This window comes from Curtobacterium sp. MCPF17_001 (assembly GCF_003234615.1).
Lineage (GTDB): Bacteria > Actinomycetota > Actinomycetes > Actinomycetales > Microbacteriaceae > Curtobacterium.
This window is the reverse complement of record NZ_QKSL01000001.1, coordinates 106858-122198: the sequence shown is the minus strand read 5'-3', so window position 1 is coordinate 122198 and position 15341 is coordinate 106858. Positions and strand designations below refer to the sequence as shown.

14 protein-coding genes are annotated in these 15341 nt (G+C 72.2%); 10 read left to right on the top strand and 4 right to left on the bottom strand.

Annotated elements, in window-relative coordinates; genetic code table 11:
* Position 1 precedes the first annotated feature (1 nt).
* Complete coding sequence (locus DEJ24_RS17090; protein ID WP_220034473.1) at positions 2 to 961, top strand: AraC family transcriptional regulator; 960 nt, start codon at positions 2 to 4, stop codon at positions 959 to 961.
* A gap of 77 nt (positions 962 to 1038) precedes the next feature.
* Here the strand turns inward: DEJ24_RS17090 and DEJ24_RS00615 are convergent, their stop codons facing one another.
* From DEJ24_RS00615 to DEJ24_RS00605, 3 genes are read right to left on the bottom strand one after another with little or no spacing between them, the layout of a single operon-like run.
* Entirely contained in the window at positions 1039 to 1791 is a 753-nt protein-coding gene (locus DEJ24_RS00615) for a copper homeostasis protein CutC (RefSeq protein WP_111076841.1), read from the bottom strand.
* Positions 1788 to 3329: a M81 family metallopeptidase gene (locus DEJ24_RS00610; RefSeq protein WP_111076840.1), complete on the bottom strand. Its 1542-nt coding sequence runs from the start codon at positions 3327 to 3329 to the stop codon at positions 1788 to 1790. Before DEJ24_RS00610 ends, DEJ24_RS00615 begins: the two co-directional genes overlap by 4 nt.
* A complete protein-coding gene (locus DEJ24_RS00605; protein WP_111044470.1) occupies positions 3322 to 4506 on the bottom strand; it encodes an ROK family protein in 1185 nt (394 codons plus the stop codon). The genes DEJ24_RS00610 and DEJ24_RS00605 overlap by 8 nt, the downstream gene beginning before the upstream one ends.
* 239 nt (positions 4507 to 4745) lie before the next feature.
* Here DEJ24_RS00605 and DEJ24_RS00600 point away from each other — a divergent pair, with 239 nt between their 5' ends.
* The 7 genes from DEJ24_RS00600 (at position 4746) to DEJ24_RS00570 (ending at position 12422) form a co-directional block, all read left to right on the top strand.
* Entirely contained in the window at positions 4746 to 6542 is a 1797-nt protein-coding gene (locus tag DEJ24_RS00600; RefSeq protein ID WP_111076839.1) for a peptide ABC transporter substrate-binding protein, read from the top strand.
* 90 nt (positions 6543 to 6632) lie between these two features.
* Complete coding sequence (locus DEJ24_RS00595) at positions 6633 to 7592, top strand: ABC transporter permease (protein ID WP_111076838.1); 960 nt, start codon at positions 6633 to 6635, stop codon at positions 7590 to 7592.
* Positions 7589 to 8485 (top strand): ABC transporter permease, encoded by an 897-nt coding sequence (locus tag DEJ24_RS00590; RefSeq protein ID WP_110903875.1) that lies wholly within the window; start codon positions 7589 to 7591, stop codon positions 8483 to 8485. Before DEJ24_RS00595 ends, DEJ24_RS00590 begins: the two co-directional genes overlap by 4 nt.
* Positions 8482 to 10197, top strand: coding sequence for an ABC transporter ATP-binding protein (locus DEJ24_RS00585; RefSeq protein ID WP_111076837.1), 1716 nt, complete (start codon positions 8482 to 8484; stop codon positions 10195 to 10197). Before DEJ24_RS00590 ends, DEJ24_RS00585 begins: the two co-directional genes overlap by 4 nt.
* Positions 10194 to 11138, top strand: a complete 945-nt coding sequence (locus DEJ24_RS00580; RefSeq protein WP_111076836.1) for an ROK family protein — start codon at positions 10194 to 10196, stop codon at positions 11136 to 11138. The genes DEJ24_RS00585 and DEJ24_RS00580 overlap by 4 nt, the downstream gene beginning before the upstream one ends.
* A gap of 56 nt (positions 11139 to 11194) precedes the next feature.
* Positions 11195 to 11911, top strand: a complete 717-nt coding sequence (locus tag DEJ24_RS00575; RefSeq protein WP_111076835.1) for a phosphatase PAP2 family protein — start codon at positions 11195 to 11197, stop codon at positions 11909 to 11911.
* A 52-nt stretch (positions 11912 to 11963) separates the two neighbouring features.
* A complete protein-coding gene (locus DEJ24_RS00570; protein ID WP_111076834.1) occupies positions 11964 to 12422 on the top strand; it encodes a MarR family winged helix-turn-helix transcriptional regulator in 459 nt (152 codons plus the stop codon).
* Here the strand turns inward: DEJ24_RS00570 and DEJ24_RS00565 are convergent.
* The gene (locus DEJ24_RS00565) at positions 12400 to 12858 is read right to left on the bottom strand and encodes an iron chaperone (RefSeq protein ID WP_111076833.1); all 459 of its coding nucleotides are present in this window, start codon (positions 12856 to 12858) and stop codon (positions 12400 to 12402) included. The genes DEJ24_RS00570 and DEJ24_RS00565 overlap by 23 nt on opposite strands.
* Before the next feature lie 53 nt (positions 12859 to 12911).
* Here DEJ24_RS00565 and mgrA point away from each other — a divergent pair, with 53 nt between their 5' ends.
* Together mgrA and DEJ24_RS00555 are read left to right on the top strand one after the other, a co-directional pair.
* Positions 12912 to 13955, top strand: coding sequence for an L-glyceraldehyde 3-phosphate reductase (mgrA, locus tag DEJ24_RS00560; RefSeq protein WP_111076832.1), 1044 nt, complete (start codon positions 12912 to 12914; stop codon positions 13953 to 13955).
* A gap of 99 nt (positions 13956 to 14054) precedes the next feature.
* Positions 14055 to 15233, top strand: coding sequence for a Fic family protein (locus DEJ24_RS00555; protein ID WP_111076831.1), 1179 nt, complete (start codon positions 14055 to 14057; stop codon positions 15231 to 15233).
* Positions 15234 to 15341 lie beyond the last annotated feature (108 nt).

Sequence of the window (15341 nt, the reverse complement as noted above, 5' to 3'; positions counted from 1 at the left end):
CGTGACCCATGTGCGCCCGAGCTCGGGGACCCCCGACGGCTTCCGCGCCGTCCGGTTGGCGGGGACGAGTGCGACCCGTCCTGCCGTCCTCGACGACAAGTACGGTACCGGCGGTGGCATCGGCGACGAGCGCTCCGCGTTCCGCTACACGGGCGCGGGCGACGCCGACCTGTCCCTGAGCGGTTCCGCCGTGGAGGGCCCCCGCACCGGGACGATGGAACCCCGACCGTCGCACATCGTGTTCTGGATCGGTGACGGCAGCGCCGTCATCACCGGGGAGGACGGTGTCCGCTCCGCGGTGCGTCCGGGCCAGCCGTTCCTGCTCGCCGCCTCGCTCCGGTACGAGTTCGAGGCCGCGACCAGCCGCGTGTCGATGCTGCACCTGTCCGATCGGCTGCTCCGCTCGGCGCTCGCCGCCGACGGCGTGCAGGTGGCCGGCCCGCTGCGGTTCCGCCGGGTCGAGTCGGACACCGACCTGGCGCCGCTCCGGTCGGCGCTGCAGACCCTCGGCACGGCGATCACCGCGCCGGAGGTCGAGGGTCGAGCGCGTGCCGAGCTGAACCTCCGCGTCGCCCGCGTCGTCGTCGCCACCTTCCCGGTGGACGTCCCCGCGACCACGAGCAGCGAACGGCTCCGCGATGCCCTGACGTACATCCAGGAGCACGCGCACGGCGTCGTCACCCTCGCGGACATCGCCGCTGCCGCCGGCATGAGCCCCCGCGGCCTCCAGCAGTCCTTCAACCGCTCGGTCGGGGTCTCCCCGCTCGCGCACCTGCGGAACGTCCGGCTCGACGCCGTGCACGAGGCGCTCCGGTCAGCGGACCCGTCGACCGCCGCGGTCGCCGAGGTCGCCCGGGACTGGGGCTTCGCCCACCTCGGCCGGTTCTCCGGCGCGTACCGGGAACGGTTCGGGGAGCTGCCGAGCGTGACGCTCCGCGGCGGCGTGCACGCCGAGGACTGACCGGCTCACCGCTCGGCAGGCCGCGGCACGCACGGCACGGCCGGGAGGCCCTGGGCGCGCCCGACCCATCGCCCGCGTCAGCCGCGGTGTCCGTCCACTGCGGCCCGTGCCGCCCGCACCACCTCGGCATCGGTCTCGAAGTGACCGGTCCCCGCGTCCCCTGCGCCCATCGGGACGCCCCCGTGCGCGGTGTCCGCCAGACGTTTGGCCGAGAGGTGCACGGCGGCGGCGCCGGTGGCGAGGAGCACGGGGACGTCCGCCGGGGTGACCCCGGCGCCGGTCATCACCTGGACGGGACCCGCGGCCACGACCATCCGGGCGATGGTGTCGGCACCGGCGAGGGCGGTCGGGGCGCCACCGGAGGTGAGGACCCGCGTGAACCCGAGGCCCGCGAGTCCGGCTACGGCGGCGACCGGGTCGGCGGCGTGGTCGATCGCCCGGTGCAGCGTGACCTCGGCGTCGGGGCGTTCGGTGCGTGCGGCGGCCACGAAGCGCGTCAGGGTGTCGGCGTCGAGCGTGCGGTCCGGGCGGAGCGCGCCGACCACGACGCCGGTGGCCCCGGAACGCAGGACGGCGACGAGCTCGCGCTCCATCAGGTCGACCTCGTCGGGGTCGTGCACGAAGCCGCCCGGACGGCAGCGGACCAGGACGTGCACCGGGATCCCGGTGGCGACGGCGGCCTCGACGAGCCCCTGCGACGGGGTGAGCCCGCCGAGTTCCAGGGCGCTGCAGAGTTCCACCCGGTCGGCACCCCCGGCCAGTGCGGTCGCGGCCCCGGTCGCCGAGGTGACGGCGATCTCGAGCGAGCGGGTGGCGGGGCGTCCGGTCATGCGTGGGCTCCGAGCGGTCGGTCGGACGCGGGGATGATCCGGGCGGTCAGGTCGGGCGGCTCGGGGAAGGTCCGGTCGAAGGGGAAGACCGGCCGTTCGATCCGGTGGTGGCCGAGGCGTTCGAGGTCCTGGTCGACACCGCCGGGGGTGAGCGCGAGCATCCAGTCGGCGGCCATGTCGTACAGCTCCGGCTCGAGGTACCCGATCTTCACGACGACCAGGTCGGCACTCCGCGGGTCGAGGTCCAGGTCGGTGAAGTCGTGCTCGTGGTGGTATGGCTTCCGCAGCTCGGTGAGGATCGCGAAGACGCTGCCGACCTGCAGCACGACCTCGGTCCGCGCGTCCCGGTCGCCGGTCTTGACCGCGTGCACCCGCCCGGTCATGGTGAGCGGTCCGGCGTGCAGGTCGTCGACCTCGGCACCGGCGGTGACGGTGACGATCGCCCCGACGCCGGCCTCGACGCAGGCGGCGACCGCGGCGGGGCCGGGGACGCTGGCGTAGAGGACGACGGGGCCGTCGGCACTCCGGAACTCGTCGCGGGCGAGCAGCTGCGTCAGGCCCCAGGTCATGTCGCCCGAGCCGCCGGCGGTCGGGTTGTCGCCCGAGTCGGAGACGAAGTACGGGCGGGCGGCCCCGGGGGCGAGCGCGGCGGCCAGGCACTCGTCGAACGACCCGGTCGGTGCGACGAAGGCGAAGTCCTCGCGGGCGTCCCAGAACGCCCGCGCCAGCCGTTCGGCCCCGGCGCTCACGGCGTCCTCGTCCCACCCGGTGACGACGGTGACGGCACGGTTCCGGGGCTGGTCGGCCCAGGCGTAGCCGACCCAGATCGCGGCGTCGAGCACGCCCTCGCCTCGTTCGACGTCGGAGACCTGTGCGTAGACGGACGCCGCGGGTTCGATGCGGGTCGAGGTCTTCTCGCCGGGCAGCAGGACCGGCACCGGGATCCAGGCCTTCAGCGGCCGTTGTGCGCCGACCGGCCGGGTGGTGAGCACGTCGACCAGGTTGCGGACCGCGCGCTCCTTCGTCTCGAGGGCGTCCTCGTGCGGGGCCATCCGGTAGCAGGTGATGAGGTCGCACTGGTGGGCGAGTCCGCGCGAGACGTTGCCGTGCAGGTCCATCGACGCCGACACGACGACGTCCGGGCCGACCACCGCGCGGATCCGTTCGAGCAGCGTGGTCTCGGCGTCGTCGAGCCCCTCGACCACCATCGCGCCGTGGATGTCGAACCACAGCCCGTCGATGGTGGTGTCGGCGGCGATCGCGGACAGTCGGTCGGTGATCTCGGCGCTGAGTTCCTCGAAGGACTCGCGGAGCACGACCCCGCCGGGCAGCGCGTGGCCGATCAGGGCGCCCCGGAACTCGGCACGCTCGGACAGCGGTGCGAGGAAGTCGTACCGGGCGACGACCTCGTCGCCACGGTCCGGGTGGAAGGCGGCGGCCGGGGTGCGGGTCGGCGTGAACGTCGACGTCTCGATGGCCAGGCCGGCGATCGCGATGACCGGACGTCGGGTGTCGGCGGTGGTTCCGGTGTCAGACACGGGTGCTCCTGTTCCTGGTGGTGCGCAGCGGGACGGGGGTGGACAGTTCCTCGAGCGATGCCGCCAGCCCGCGCTGCAGGGCGAACTGGCCGGCCCCGACGAGTCCGGCGTCGGCGCCCAGCGATGCGCGCTCGATGACGAGGTGCTGCGTCACGAGCGGGTGGCAGCTCTCGTAGAGCTGGCTCCGCACGGCGGCGACGAACGGATCGAGGGTGGAGAGGATGCCGCCGAGGGAGACGGCGTCCGGGTTGAAGAAGTTCACGTTCGCGGCGAGCACCTCGCCGAGGTACCGCCCGGCCAGGCGGACCGCGCGGGTCGTCTCCGGGTGCGCCTCCGACGCCAGCCGGACCACGTCCTGCGTGGAGCTGACGTCCACGCCGGCTTCACGGAGGATCCGGACGAGTGCGGCGCCGGACGCCACCGTCTCGAGGCAACCGGTGTTGCCGCACGAGCACGGGGTGTCGCCGGCGGCGTCGATGCGCACGTGCGTGATGTCGCCCGCGGCACCGGTCGAGCCGCGGTAGAGGTGGCCGTCGATGATGATCCCGGCGCCGATCGCCGACCCGGCCTTCACCGTGATCGCCTGGCGTCGGGTGGACGGCTGCACGGTCTGCTCGCCCGCGGCCATGCAGTTCGCGTCATTGTCGATCGCGGCCGGCACCCCGAAGTGCTCGGTGAGCCACGCGGCGACCGGGAAGCCGTTCCATCCGGGCATCCGGCTCGGCAGGTCGACGACGCCCGCCTCGACGTCGACCGGGCCCGGGAGGCTCAGCCCGACTCCGCGCAGTCCGTCCCGTCCGCGTTCGGTCACCAGGGCGTCGAGGAGCTCCGCGAGAGCCGCCAGGCCGGCGGTCGGACCGTCGGCGAGCGCGAACGGGACGGTCGAGACGGACTCGAGCGCGCCTCCCGGCAGGACGATGCCGATCCGGACGTGACCGCCACCGAGGTCGGCGGCGACCGCGTACTCGTCGGTGCCGCCGATCCGGAGGACCTTGCGGGGCCGGCCGCCGGTGGAGACGTCGGTGCCCTCCTCGGCGAGGATGCCGTGCGTGAGGAGCTGACCGACGACGTGGGACACGGTCGAGGGGGCGGCACCGAGCACCTGGGCGATCTCGGTGCGGCTCGACGCCTGTCCGCTGGCGATGAGTTCGAGCACGCGCGAGCTGAGGTCCGGCACGACTTTCTCCAATCGGCGTCAACCGGGCGCGGTGACCGCCCGACGTCACCGAGCCTACGGGGCAGAAGTGTCGGTCCGCGCTTTCCGCCGTTCCGCAGAAACAGACTATTTACACGAGAACGTTTGTTTTTCCAACGACTTCGGCCATTGACTGTGCACGTGCCACCGGGGCCTGGTCCTGGTCGCACTCCCGTCCCTCCACCACGCCGACGATGGCGTCCTCGCGCAAGGAGACACGCATGACCAAGCCCCGTCGCTGGGCCCTCCTCACCGGAGCCGCGCTCGCGGTGAGCGCACTGCTCGCCGGGTGCTCCGGGGGCGGTTCCGCCACCACCGGCACGAAGTCCGACGAGATCGACTACGCGCTGCCGGCGAACTTCACGCCGAACTGGATCCTGCCGATCGGCACCGCCGCGCACCTCAACACCAACAACGGCTCCATCGCGCAGTCGCTGTACGAGCGCCTCATCGCCTACGACGGCTCCACCGGCAAGATCGGCTGGGACAAGCCCGGGTCCGTCGCCACCGCCGCCGACTTCGCCTCGGACAGCAAGAGCGTCACGATCACGCTCGGCGACCGGCACTGGTCCGACGGCGAGCCGATCACGAGCCGCGACGCGGAGTTCTGGTTCAACCTGATCAAGGCGAACGCGAAGGACTGGGGCTCGTACTCCGAGGGCAAGGCGCCGGACAACTGGACGTCCTTCACGACCGTCGACGACACGCACTTCACGATCACGTTCGACAAGGCGTACAACAAGGACTGGATGCTCGCCAACCAGCTGAGCTACATCATCCCGCTGCCCCAGCACGCCTGGGACAAGACCAGTGCCTCCGGCGAGGTGACCGACGCCGACCGCACCGCGACCGGGGCGAAGCAGGTCTGGAAGTTCCTCAACACCGCCGCGGGCAAGATCGCCGACTACGACTCCGACGACCTGTGGAAGACGATCTCCGGCCCCTACGGCCTGTCGTCGTTCACCACCGCCGGCAAGGTCCAGCTCACCGCGAACCCGAAGTACGACGGGGGCGAGAAGGCATCGATCAAGACCGTCAACCTGCTGCCCTTCACCACCGCGGACGCCGAGACGAACGCGCTGCGCTCCGGTGCGGTCGACTACGGCTACATCAACGCCACCGACCTCGACCAGAAGGACTCCTTCACGTCGAAGGGCTACGAGGTCGACCCGTGGACCGGCTGGGCGATCACGTACATGCCGTACAACTTCAACAACCCGGACATGGGCGCCGTCTTCAAGCAGCTGTACGCCCGGCAGGCCGTGCAGATGTCGATCGACCAGAAGTCCCTGTCGAAGGTCGTCTTCAACGGCACCGCCACCTCGACCTACGGGCCGATCCCGCAGGCGCAGGAGTCCGACTACGTCTCGGACGTGCAGAAGGACAACCCGTACCCGTTCAGCACGAAGAAGGCCGCGGCACTGCTGACGAGTCACGGCTGGACGAAGCAGGGCGGCACCATGGTCTGCACCGACCCGGGCACCTCGTCCAGCCAGTGCGGCAAGGGCGTCGCCGAGGGCACGAAGTTCGCCATGAAGGTGCTCTCGCAGTCCGGCTCGACCGTCACCGACAACATGATGAGCGCCATCCAGTCGTCCCTCGAGAAGACCGGCATCGGCTTCTCGATCAAGACGGCCCCGGTGTCGAGCGTCCTGTCGCAGACCCCGACCTGCACCGCCGACGAGCCCAGCTGCGACTGGGACCTGTCCTTCTTCGGCACCGCCGGCAGCTGGTACTTCCCGGCCTACCCGACCGGTGAGTCGCTGTTCTCCACCGGCGGTTCGGCGAACTTCGGCAGCTACTCGAACAAGCAGGTCGACTCCCTCATCGACGCGACGACCACCTCCACCGACGCGAGCGCCGTGCAGGACTACAGCGCCGCGGTCGCGAAGGACCTGCCCGTGATCTGGCTGCCGAGCCCGGACTACCAGATCTCCGTCAAGAAGAGCGGTCTGACCGGGTTCGACCAGGACTCGCTCGCCAACTTCCACCCCGCGCAGTGGAAGTGGACCAAGTAGCCCACTGAGCCCCTTCCGGAGGCGCGGTGCGGGTCCGACCCGCACCGCGCCTCCCGGGAGTCCCGTCAGCATCCGACCAACGGAAGCAGCATGACCACTGCCCTCTACCTCACCCGCCGCGTCCTGCAGGCGCTCGCGGTGATCCTCATCGTCACCGTCGTGGTGTTCTGCCTGCTGCACGCGCTGCCCGGCGGACCCGCCCGCGGCGTGCTCGGCGTCTCCGCGACGCCCGCCCAGATCGCCGCGTTCAACCAGACGCAGGGCCTCGACCAGTCGCTGCCCGTGCAGTACCTCCGGTTCCTCGGACGGTTGCTCACCGGTGACCTCGGCACCTCGTACACGCTCAACGAACCGGTCTCGCAACTGATCCAGGAGCGCATCCCGAAGACCCTCGTCCTCACCGGACTCTCCGCCGTGCTCGGGATCGTCATCGCGATCCCGGTCGGCATGTGGCAGGCAGCCCGACGCAACGGAGCGATCGACTACGCCGCCACCGCATTGGCGTTCGTCTTCTACGCGACGCCCGCGTTCTTCCTCGGCCTCGTGCTCATCATCGTGTTCAGCCAGCAGCTGCCGTGGCTGCCGTCGCAGGCGCCGAGCGGCACCACCCTCGCCGAGGTGTTCCAGCAGCCGGCCGGCCTCGTCCTGCCGGTGCTCACCGGCGCCCTCGCGATGATCGCCGTCTTCAGCCGCTACATGCGGGCGGCGACGTTGGAGAACCTGCAGGAGGACTACGTCCGCACCGCCCGCGCCGGCGGTTCGTCGACGGCGACGATCCTGCGCCGACACGTCTTCCGGAACTCGCTGACGCCGGTCGTGGCGATGCTCGGCTACTACCTGCCGGTGCTCTTCGGCGGGGCGCTCGTCACGGAGCAGCTGTTCAACTACCCCGGCATGGGGCTGCTGTTCTGGAACGCGGCGCAGACGTCGGACTACCCGACGCTGCTCGGCTGCGTGCTCGTGATCTCCGTCGCGACCGTCATCGGCACGCTGCTCGCGGACGTCGCCCAGTCCCTCATCGACCCCCGTGTGAAGGCAGGCCGCGCATGACCACCGTCCAACTCGCCCCCGAGACGCCCGGCGCCCCCGTCACGGTCGCCGCGACCGGCTTCCGGCTCGCCGCCCGCCGGTTCCGGCACAACACCCTCGCCGTGATCGGCCTGGCCGTGCTCGTCCTCATCGTGCTGTTCTGCTTCGTCGGACCCTTCCTGTACCCGACCGACCAGACCCACACCCTCCTCGAGCAGGCGAACCAGCGCCCGAGCGGCGCCCACCTGCTCGGCACCGACGCCGTCGGCCACGACGTCCTCGGCCGCCTGATGTACGGCGGCAAGGTCTCGCTCATGGTCGGCATCGCCGCCGGGATCCTGGCCACCGTCGTCGGCACACTGTGGGGCTCCGTCGCCGGGTACGTCGGCGGCTGGGTCGACGCCGTGATGATGCGCGTCGTCGACGCCGGCATCGCGATCCCGGCGCTGTTCATCCTGCTCGTCATCTCGGCGATCACCACCCCGGGCGTCTGGGGCCTCATCGTGATCCTCGGCTTCGTGTCCTGGCTCGTGCCCTCCCGGCTCATCCGCGCCGAGACCCTGACACTGAAGAACCGCGACTTCGTGCTCACCCTCCGCGCCATCGGTGGCTCGCACGCCCGTGCCGTCGGCCGACACCTGCTGCCGAACTCGGTGTCGACCATCGTCGTGGCCGCGACGTTCCAGGTCGCCGACGCGATCCTCCTGGTCGCCTACGTCTCCTACCTGGGCCTCGGCGTGCAGCCGCCGGCCACGGACTGGGGCGGCATGCTCTCGGCGGGACTCACCGCCGCCTACTCCGGTCGCTGGTGGCTGATCGTGCCGCCGGGACTCGCCGTGATCCTCGTCGTCTGCGCGCTCAACGCCGTCGGCGACGGACTCCGGGACGCATTCGACGTGAAGGGCCGCGGATGACCGCCACCGAACCGATCCTCGCCGTCGACGACCTGGGGGTGCACTTCAGCACCGAGTCCGGCGACGTGCACGCCGTCCAGGGCGTCTCCCTGGCCGTGGCCCCCGGTGAGACCCTCGCCCTCGTCGGCGAGTCCGGCTCCGGCAAGTCGACCGTCGCGCTGGCCGCGATGGGGCTGCTCTCCGGCAACGCGACCGTCACCGGCAGCGCGGTCGTCGACGGCCACCAGGTCGTCGGTGCGCCGGAACCCGAACTCCGGCGGCTCCGCGGCCGCACGGTCTCGATGGTGTTCCAGGAGCCCGCCACCGCCCTCGACCCGCTCACCCGGGTCGGGGCGCAGATCGCCGAGGTCATCCGGAACCACCGGCAGGTGTCCGCCGCGTCCGCCGCGACCGAGGCCGTCGAACTCCTCCGCCGCGTCGGCATCCCGTCCCCGGAGGAGCGCGCGAAGGCCTTCCCGTTCCAGCTCTCCGGCGGTCAGCGGCAGCGTGTGGTCATCGCGATGGCGATCGCCAACGAGCCGGCGCTCCTCATCGCCGACGAACCGACCACGGCGCTCGACGTCACCGTGCAGGCCGAGATCCTCGAGCTGCTCCGGGCGCTCGCCGTCGACACCGGCACCGGGGTACTGCTCGTCACCCACAACATGGGCGTCGTCGCGGACTTCGCCGACCGGGTCGCCGTGATGCTGCAGGGTTCCATCGTGGAGACCGGCGGCGTCGAGGACGTCCTGCTCCGGCCCCAGCACGAGTACACCGAGCGGCTGCTGGCCGCGGTGCCGCGCCTCCAGACCGCCGCGTCGGTCGCCGACGGCTCGGCCGACGCACGCCCGGCCATCGCGGACCGGCCGGCGTCCGCCGACGATGCGGACGGGAGGCCCGCCGCGCCCCCGGTGGTCGACCTGCGCGACGTCTCGGTCACCTTCGGCCGCGGCGCCCGCGCGGTGCACGCCCTGCGCGGCATCGACGTCACCGTGCACGCCGGGGAGACCGTCGGCCTGGTCGGCGAGTCCGGCTCGGGGAAGTCCACCGCCGCCCGGGTCGCCCTCGGCCTGGTCCGCCCCACCGCCGGCAGCGTCCGGCTCTTCGGCTCGGACCTCCGCCGTACCCGTGGACGGGACCGCCTGGCGCTCCGTTCCGGCATCGGCGTGGTGCTGCAGGACCCGGTGGCGTCCCTCGACCCACGGATGTCCGTCGGCGAGTGCATCGCCGAACCGCTCGCCATCCACCGGCGGCGGACCTCGGGCGCCGACCGTCGCCGCCGCGTGGACGAGGTCCTGGACGCCGTCCGCCTGCCCCGCACCCTGGCCACACGGGCTCCCCGGGAACTCTCCGGCGGGCAACGCCAGCGGGTCAGCCTGGCCCGGGCGCTCGTGCTCGACCCGCGGCTGCTCGTCGCCGACGAACCGACCAGCGCGCTCGACGTCAGCGTGCAGGAGGCCGTGCTCGAGGTCCTCACCGACCTGCAGGCCGACCTGGGCTTCGCGTGCCTGTTCGTCTCGCACGACCTCGCCGTCGTGCAGCAGTTCGCCGAACGGGTCGTCGTGATGCGCGCCGGCGCGGTCGAGGAGCAGGGCCCGACCGGCTCGACGCTCCTGCACCCCACCACGGACTACACCCGACGGCTGCTCGCCGCCGTGCCGGTCCCGGACCCGGTGGTGCAACGACAGCGTCGGACCGAGCGCCTGGCCTCCCTCGCCGCGGTGACCCCGTGACCGCGGAGGTCGTCGCCGGCATCGACGTCGGCGGGACGAACACCAAGGTCCTGCTCGCCACCACCGACCTCGAGGTCCTCGACCGCATCGACCTGCCGACGCCCGCGCACGACGGCGGCGACGCGATCCTCGACGCGGCCGAGGCGGCGGTGCGGTCCCTGCTCGACCGGCACCGGGCCTCCCTGGCGGGTGTCGGGGTGGGCGCTGCCGGTGTCGTCGACCCGACCACGGGCACGGTGCTCGTCACCGCGAACTCGTTCACCGGCTGGGCCGGGTACGGCGTCACCGACGCCGTCACCGCACGGCTCGGGGTGCCGGCCACGCTCGACAACGACGTCAACGCGTTCCTGCTCGGCGAGGTCGCCACCGGCGCCGTCGCGGGGGAGTCGGACGTGCTCGGCATGACGCTCGGGACCGGCGTGGGCGGTGCCCTCGTCCTGGGCGGCTCGCTGTTCGGCGGACCGCACGGTGCCGCGGGCGAGATCGGCCACGTGCCCGGCTTCGGCGACACCCCCTGCACCTGCGGGCAGCGCGGACACCTCGAGACCGTCGCGGGTGCCCGCGGGATGGCGGACCGCTACGCCGCCAGCACCGGCCGACGACTCGGCACACACCAGGTCGCCGAGGCCGCACGTGCCGGGGACCCGGACGCGCAGGCCGTCTTCACGACCGCGGGGTGGGGCGTCGCCCGCGCCGTCCTGCTCACGGCGGGGATCCTCGACGTGACGACGGTCGTCATCGGCGGCGGTGTCGCACGGTCGTGGGACCTGCTCGCGCCGGCCGTCGCCGCGGCCCTCGCGGCGGAACCCCCGGTCAGCGGCGCGACGATCCGGGTCGAGCAGTCGGCGCTCGGGCCGGACGCCGTGGCGCTGGGGGCGGCGGCGCAGGTGCGGCGGCTCGTCGTCAGAGGGGCGGCCGAGGCGGGGCTGAGCGCTCTCTGATCTGCCGGGGCCGGACTCTCGGCACGGCAGCAGTGCGCCGGCTGGAGGATGAGCGGATGACCGACGCGCCCACCCTGACGCCCGCCCGCCGGGAGCGCACGTCGACCGGCATCCTCGTGCGCACGCCGTACCCGCTCGCGACGCTCGCGATCGCCCTCGGCACCGTGATCGTCATCACGATCGTCGGGTTCGTCCTCGGCGACGTCGACTTCGGCCTCGCGCACGCGCTGAACACCCTGCACACCGGACCCCTCGGGGCGTTCGCCACCGCGGTCTACCACGTGATCAGCCCCGCCCCGGCGATCGGCGTCACGATCATCGTCACCGGGGTGGTCTGGGCCGTGCAGCGCGACGTCCGCCCGGCGGCCGCGTTCGCCGGGACGGTCGCGATCACCTGGGTGCCATCGGACCTCGTCAAGGAACTCGTCCAGCGCCCCCGCCCGGACACGTCGCTGCTGCCGCACCCGTTCGCCACGCAGCCCGACCCCTCGTACCCGAGCGGGCACACGGTCTTCATCGTCGCCATCGTCATCGCCCTGACGTGGGTGCTCCGCGACACCCGATGGCACACCCTCGCGGTGACGCTCGGCACCGTGGTCGTCGTGGTGGTCGTGCTGTCGCTCACCATCGACGCCGTGCACTACCCGACCGACACCGTCGCGTCGGTGGTGTGGGCGCTCGCCGTCGCGCCGGCCGCCCGGCTCGTCTGGGTGGACTGGGCGATGCCGCGCATCCCCGTGCTGCGGCGCCCGGCGCTCACCGCACGGCACTGAGCGCCGTCCGTCGCCCAGCAGGCTGTCCGTCGGCGCGGGTTACGGTGCGGGGATGACCTCCCCGACCTCCGACGACGCGTTGGCCCGGCTCGCGGACGTCGTCCTCAGCGTCGCGCGGGAGCTCGACCCGACCGGTCCGCGCGCGGTCGACGTCGTGCCACTGACCGGTACCGAGGTCCTGGTGATGCGCTGGGTCGACACGAACCCGGGGACGACGCCGAGTGCCACGGCGGACGCGACCGCGCTCCGGCGGAGCAACCTCAGCGTCGCGCTCGGGTCGCTCGTCGCGAAGGGCATGGTCGAACGCCGTACGCACCCGGACGACGCCCGGACCGCACAGCTGTTCCCGACGGCGCTCGCGGCCGAGAACATCGGCGTGCTGCGGGCCCGGTGGGCGGAGGCGCTCCGGACAGCGCTCGGGGCGCAGGGCATCGACGCTGCCGCCGTGGTGTCCGCCGTCGGCCTGCTCGAGCGGATCGAGGCGGGGCTCAGGCCGTCGCGCGACGGATGAGCTCGGCGACGGCCTGCTCGTCGGCGCCGGAGAACTCCGGCGTCACCGCGAACGAGGTCGGCCAGAACGATCCGTCGTCCAGTGTCGCCGGGTCCTGGAACCCGAGCGTCGAGTAGCGCGCCGTGAACTTCCCCGCGTCCTGGAAGAAGAACACGACGGCGCCGTCCTTGGCGTACGCGGGCATGCCGTACCAGAGCTTCGGTGCCAGGTCGGGAGCAGCCTCGAGCGCGATCCGGTGGATCCGTTCAGCCAGGCCCCGGTCGGGCTCGGGCATCGCGGCGATCTTGTCGACCACGGCCTGGGCGTCGAGCGCCGCCTTCTCGGCCTTCGTCGTCCCGCGTTTCCGGCTCGCCTTCACCTCGGCCGCGTGCTCGCGCATGGCAGCCTGCTCCTCGGCAGTGAAGGTGGTCTCGGACGCGTCGTCGCGTGCTGCCATGGGTGCTCCCTCGTCGGTGCAGCCCACGGTAGCGCCGTGGCAGGCTCGGGTCCATGACCTACATCGCTGCCGACGACCGCTACGACTCGATGACCTACCGGCGGACCGGGCACTCGGGGCTCGACCTGCCGCTGCTCTCGCTGGGCTACTGGCACAACTTCGGCGACGACGTCCCGTTCGAGACCCAGCGAGCGATCAGTCGCCGGGCGTTCGACCTCGGCATCACCCACCACGACCTGGCGAACAACTACGGCCCGCCCTACGGTGCCGCGGAGCTGAACTTCGGCAAGCTCATGCGCGAGGACTTCGCGCCGTACCGTGACGAGATGGTGGTCTCGACGAAGGCCGGCTGGGACATGTGGCCCGGCCCCTACGGCCAGGGCGGCGGCTCCCGCAAGTACGTCCTCGCCTCACTCGACCAGTCCCTCCGCCGCACCGGGCTCGACTACGTCGACGTCTTCTACTCGCACCGCCTCGATGCCTCCACCCCGCTCGAGGAGACGATGGGCGCGCTGCACACCGCCGTCCAGCAGGGCAAGGCGCTCTACGTCGGCATCTCGTCGTACGACGCCGAACGCACCCGTCAGGCCGCCGCGATCCTCCGCGACCTCGGCACGCCGCTCCTCATCCACCAGCCGTCCTACTCGATGCTGAACCGCTGGATCGAGACGGAGGGGCTGCTCGACGCGGCCGGCGAGCTCGGGTTCGGTGTGATCGGGTTCACCGCCCTGGCGCAGGGGCTGCTCACCGGCAAGTACCTCGACGGCGTGCCCGAGGGCTCGCGTGCCGCGGCCGGGAAGTCGCTCGACCCCTCGTCGATCACGCCCGAGGTCGTCGAACACCTTCGTGCGCTCAACGCCGTCGCCGAGTCGCGCGGCCAGACGATGGCGCAGCTCGCCCTGGCCTGGGCGCTGCGGGACGAGCGGGTCACCTCGCTCGTGATGGGCGCCTCCCGCGTGGAACAGCTCGAGGACAACGTCGCCGCGCTCGCGAACACGTCGTTCTCGGACGACGAGCTCCGCACCATCGACGAGCACACGGTCGGCATCACCGACGTCGACCTCTGGGCGGGGGCCCGCTCCGGCGAGGTCTCCTGACCCGAGCCGGCCCGACGGAAGTGTCACCAGCGGGGCACGAGTTCGACACTTGGTAGGCTAAGTGTCGAACTCGAGCCCACGCAGTGACAGGAGGACGACATGGGATGGCCCGCCGTCGACTCCGAAGAGCTGTGGTTCGAGTCCCGGTACGCCGGATTCGGCGTCGCCGCGAGCCGACGATCCAGCGTCGGGCATGCGTACAGCGCTGCCGTCCCGCCGCTCATCGTCGACCTCGACCCGGTGGTGTCGTCCGCGACGGCCGCCGTCGTCGACGATGCGACGGAGGCCCTGGTCCGCTTCGATGCGGGCCTCGGTGGCGAGATCGCTGCGTTCGCGCCGCTCCTGATGCGCTCCGAAGCCGCGGCTTCATCGCAGATCGAACACCTGACCGCGAGTGCGCGAGCCGTCTTCACCGCTGAGCTCGGCGACACGTCCCGGCAGAACGCTGCACAGATCGTCGCCAACACGCGTGCGATGCAGGCGGCGCTCGACCTGGCGGACGAACTCACGCCGGAGACGGTCCTCGCGATGCACGCCGCGCTCCTCCATGGCGATCCGCACCACGACGCCGGAGCGTGGCGGGACGAACCGGTCTGGATCGGACGGGCCGCGGACAGTCCTCGGGGTGCGGAGTTCGTCGCGCCCCGAGCCGACCGCGTCCCGGCGCTGATCGACGACGTCATGCGGTTCGCGCGGCGGTCCGACCTGCCACGGCTCGTCCAGATCGCCGTCGCGCACGCGCAGTTCGAAACGATCCACCCGTTCACCGACGGCAACGGCCGGACCGGGCGGGCGCTGATGCAGGCGATGTTCCGCGGAACCGGACTGACGAGGAACGTGACCATCCCCGTCTCCGCCGGCCTGTTGACCGACACCGCTGGGTACCACGCAGCCCTCGACTCGTACCGCGCGGGTGACGTCGAGGCGATCGTCCTCGCCACCGCCGAAGCGTGCTTCCGAGCGGTGCACAACGCCACGGTCCTGGTGGACGAGGTGCACGCGGTGCGTGAGCGCTGGCGGGAGACGGTCCGGTCCCGGAGCGATTCCGCAGTGTGGCGCGTCCTCGAGGTGATCGCCCGTCAGCCGGTCGTCACCGCGGCGACACTGGGAGTCGAGCTCGGGCCGTCCGTGAACGTCTACCGGGCCCTCGACACCCTCATCGCGGCCGGCGTGCTGCAGGCGAAGTCCGAGTACTCGCTGCGTTCGCGGGTCTACCGCAGTGACGATGTCCTCCGCGCCCTCGACGCCTTCGCGGCTCGCGCCGGCCGCCGCGGCTGACGGCTGCGCTCGCTCTGACGGAGGAGCGCCGGACGGGAGGCTCGGTGCTGGACCCTGGGTGAGCCTCCCGTCCGGCAGGTACAGTGGACGGGCAAACCAGCAACAACC